The organism is Bacillus sp. AFS017336 (genome assembly GCF_002555445.1).
GTDB lineage: Bacteria > Bacillota > Bacilli > Bacillales > Bacillaceae_G > Gottfriedia.
The window spans coordinates 1-2,241 of the sequence record NZ_NUCO01000152.1 but is presented as its reverse complement, the minus strand read 5'-3'; the positions used below and the strand labels follow the sequence as shown (position 1 = coordinate 2,241).

At 32.8% G+C, this 2,241-nt stretch carries 2 protein-coding genes; both read right to left on the bottom strand.

The annotated features are described in order from the left end of the window. Nucleotides 1-53 precede the first annotated feature (53 nt). Nucleotides 54-806: an IS21-like element helper ATPase IstB gene (istB, locus tag CN601_RS25655; protein ID WP_098172772.1), complete on the bottom strand. Its 753-nt coding sequence runs from the start codon at nt 804-806 to the stop codon at nt 54-56. Continuing rightward, on the bottom strand, nt 799-2,088 hold the full coding sequence (gene istA / locus CN601_RS25650; protein ID WP_098172771.1) for an IS21 family transposase: 1,290 nt from the start codon (nt 2,086-2,088) through the stop codon (nt 799-801). The genes istB and istA overlap by 8 nt, the downstream gene beginning before the upstream one ends. Between the last annotated feature and the right edge of the window lie 153 nt (nt 2,089-2,241).

Here is a 2,241-nt window from a genome sequence, read left to right as displayed (position 1 = left end):
TATAAATGTCAACCTAAGTATGTACATTTTTGATTATTTAAGTATGTACAAAATCACTCATTCTCTTTCGAAATATGTTGCTTAATTCGGTATGATTCACCAACAATTGTTACTACTGTTGCGTGATGTAGTACCCGATCTAAAATGGCATTGGCTAGTTTGGTATCTTGAAAGATTTCATCCCACGATTTGAAATTAATATTCGTTGTTAGGATCGTACTTCGCTTTTCATATCGGAGGTCTATCAGTTGAAAGAACAACTTCGCATCTTCCGCGTCAATCGGTAAATAGCCTATTTCATCAATAATAAGTAGTTTATATTTTGTATAATGCTTTAACCGTGATTCTAATCGATTTTCAATCCTAGCTCTTTTTAATTGCTGAAGTAATTCATGACATTTTATAAAGTACGTACTTGTTCTCTTTTTAGCTGCTGCAATTCCGATTGCGGTAGCTAAATGTGTTTTTCCTACTCCACTAGGACCTAAAAATACAATATTTTCTTTTTCTTCAATAAAACGTAAGGTCATAAAATCAAGAATTTGTTGTTTATTAACTGTTGGTTGGAATTCAAAACTAAAGTCACTCACTTCTTTAAAGTGGGGAAATGCCCCCACTTTAACCATCGAATGAATCATGTTTTTCTCTCTTACATCGATTTCATAGTTAGTAAGTTTGACCAGTGTTTCTACGAAGGATATTTGATTACTTACACTAAAATCGATTGTTTCACTTAAATGCTGAATCATTTGTTTTAATTTTAAATACTCTAGATTTTGAATTAACTGATGATATGAATTATTCATTTTTATACACATCTCCAATTGCCTGTAAATTTTTCTTAGCCAATTGATCAATATCAGGATAGTAAGGAACAGCTTTACTTAGCTCCTCTTTGTAATGATCATCCTTGTAATTGATTTTTAATTGACTAATTTTGTGTTGAACAATTAACTCCGTGTTATAATAAATGAATAACTGATCATCATATGCTTGTAGACCTACGGTCTTACCTCGATACATAGCTGGTACTGAGTATTGGTTAGACTTGTAGGACACCATATTGGTTGAATTTACTTTCACTAGTGTATGTTTGATTCTGTAAGAATCTCTTATTTGTTGCCGTGGTAGGGGCAATAAGAGATTCTTTTCTTGTTTTAAGGCAAAAATCGGTATTTTCCCTGTCCCTTGATTGAAACTATGGTTGATTCTCTCGCATAGTTGTTGTACAAATTTGTGAAGCTCTTCAAGACTGAACTTTCCTTGATATGCATGAATTTCATCCAAATACTTCATAGGCGATTCAACTTTTCCCTTTGTCCTTGGTCTTCCTGCAATACAAGGCTGCACTTTAAATCCAAAGTCATCCGCAAATTGAGCGAAACGTTTATTCACTATCCCTTTAGAATAGCTCGTTCTAGCTTGATCCATTATAGTCTTCATATTGTCTGTCATGATTTTCTGCGGCACACCCCCAAAAGATTCAAATACTTCTGTTAAAAACGAAAAGAGTACACTTTGTGATTTCGATATAGACATGTGAAAAGCACGAAACCTAGAATATGAAAGTAATAACACAGCCACGTTTATGTGTACGATTTCGCCCTCTTTTGTTTCATAACGAATGTCCTCTTTCCAATCTAATTGAGCTTGTTCTCCAGGTGGAGTCTCAAACCTGATACTAGATTGTGTTGGATTCGATTTCTTTCCTTCTTTAAAATATGCCTGAAATTCAGGTTTACTTTGAATGTATCTACGAAAAGAAGATGCCGCACAATTCAAGTTATGGTTTTCTTTTAAATATTGCCAAAGAACTCTTTTATAATAAAAAATCTGTTTTGACTCTTTTGATAATAAACTTGAGATCACATCATAGTAAGCATCAATTTTTGAAGATTTACTTCTCGTCTTCTTTGGAGTATAGCCATTTAAGTACTTATCAATCGTACGTCGGTCCACATTTAATTCTTTCGCTAATTGACTCTTATTAATTCTCATTTTCAAATTCTCCATAAGTAATTTTAATCTCGGTAAGTCTAAAAGACTCTTAATCTCAAAATTCGTTTGAATATCTAATGAAATGTACATACCAATCCCCCCAGATTAGTATGTAGAATTGAGTCGAAACTGTACATCTTTATTTAATCAATCTTGTACATATTTAAGTTAGCATTTATATTCTAAACACGTGAACAAAATAGAGGTCCTTTCCTATATCATGTTGTGTTGTCATGATAATAA